The sequence below is a fragment of the Gordonibacter pamelaeae 7-10-1-b genome (genome assembly GCF_000210055.1).
Taxonomy (GTDB): domain Bacteria; phylum Actinomycetota; class Coriobacteriia; order Coriobacteriales; family Eggerthellaceae; genus Gordonibacter; species Gordonibacter pamelaeae.
The window spans coordinates 2493775-2495314 of the sequence record NC_021021.1 but is presented as its reverse complement, the minus strand read 5'-3'; the positions used below and the strand labels follow the sequence as shown (position 1 = coordinate 2495314).

Genomic DNA, 1540 nt, shown 5'->3' with positions numbered 1-1540 from the left:
CCGCGGCGGCCGGGGAACGGCCGCAAGACGGCCCTCGTCGCCGGCTGCGCGGCGGCGGCCGTGCTTGCCGTGGTCTACCTGGCGGGCGCGTTCACGTTCATGGACCGCTTCATGCCCCGCACCACGGTCATGGGCGAGGACGTGTCGTTCAAGACGTCCGCCGAGGTGCAGGACCTGCTGGCCGACATCGCGAAGAGCTACACGCTCGACGTGTCGGGGCAGGGGTTCTCGCTCAAGCTCACGTCCGCGGACATGGGCACCGGCATCAACGTCCAAGGCGTGACGGATGCCATGCACGCCGACGCGAACCCCTGGGCCTGGCCGGTGGAGGTGTTCGGCTCGCGCGACGAGACCGACCGGCTGGCCACCTCGAACGGAAAGCTGGATCAGGCCGTGCGCACCGCCGTCGACGCGTTCAACGAGGGGGCCGTGCCGCCGCGCAACGCCGGGCTCGACTACGACGCGGGCAGCTCGACGTTCATGGTGCGCACCGAGACGGCGGGCACGGCTCTCGATGCCGACCGGGTGCTCGCGTCCGTGAGCGCGGCCGTCGCCTCCCTCGCGCCCTCCGCGACGCTCGGCGAGGACGCGTTGCAGCAGCCGACGCTCTTCTCTGACGACACGCGCCTGGCGAAAGCCGCCGACGACGCGAACGCGCTGCTCAAAGCCGATTTCAACCTGAAGCTGGCCGACACGGCCGTCGCGCGCGTGAACGCCGACCAGATAGCCGACTGGATGCGCTTGGGCGACAACGTGACCGTGGGCGTGGACGAGGGCCTGGTGGCGGCGTGGGTGCAGGACATCGCCTCGGCGTGCAACACCTACCAGGCGCGGCGCACGTTCACGCGCGCCGACGGCAAGGAGGTCACCGTGTCGGGCGGCGTGTACGGCTGGATCGTCGACAAGGACCAGCTGCAGAAAACCGTGATGGACGGCGTGCGGTCCGCCCAGACAGGCGATGTCGCCATCCCCTGCGAGCAGGAGGCCGGCGCCTACGACGGCCTGCACGGGCGCGACTGGGGCAAGCGCTACCTCGACATCGACCTTGCCGAGCAGCATGCGCGCTTCTACGGCGACGACGGCAGCCTGGCGTGGGAGTCCGACATCGTGTCGGGCACGCCGGACGGCGAGCACGACACGCCCGAGGGTGTTTACGTCATCAACGGCAAGGAGAGCCCGTCGAAGCTGATCGGCCAGATGGAGCCCGAGACGGGCAAGCCGGAATACCAGACGGAGGTGAGGACGTGGATGCCGTTCGTGGGGAACTACATCGGCCTGCACGACGCTGACTGGCAGCCCGCGTTCGGCGACGCGCGGTACGCGTCCGGCTTCGGCAGCCACGGCTGCGTCAACCTGCCGGTGGACAAGGCCACCGCGTTGTACGACCTCATCGCCACGGGCGACGTGGTGGTCTGCCACTGGTAGGCCGCGCGACGCGGAGCGCGCACGGCCTACCGCAGCGTGCCCTCGGCGCCCACGAGTTCCGCGAGGGCGGCGGGCAGGCACTCCACGACGTCCTCCGCGCACACGGCGATGGCCG

The 1540-nt window shown here is 70.5% G+C and carries 1 protein-coding gene; it reads left to right on the top strand.

Annotation, left to right across the window (positions count from 1 at the left end):
• On the top strand, positions 1-1425 hold a 1425-nt coding region (locus tag GPA_RS11620; protein WP_041240451.1), incomplete at its 5' end, for a L,D-transpeptidase family protein.
• Positions 1426-1540 lie beyond the last annotated feature (115 nt).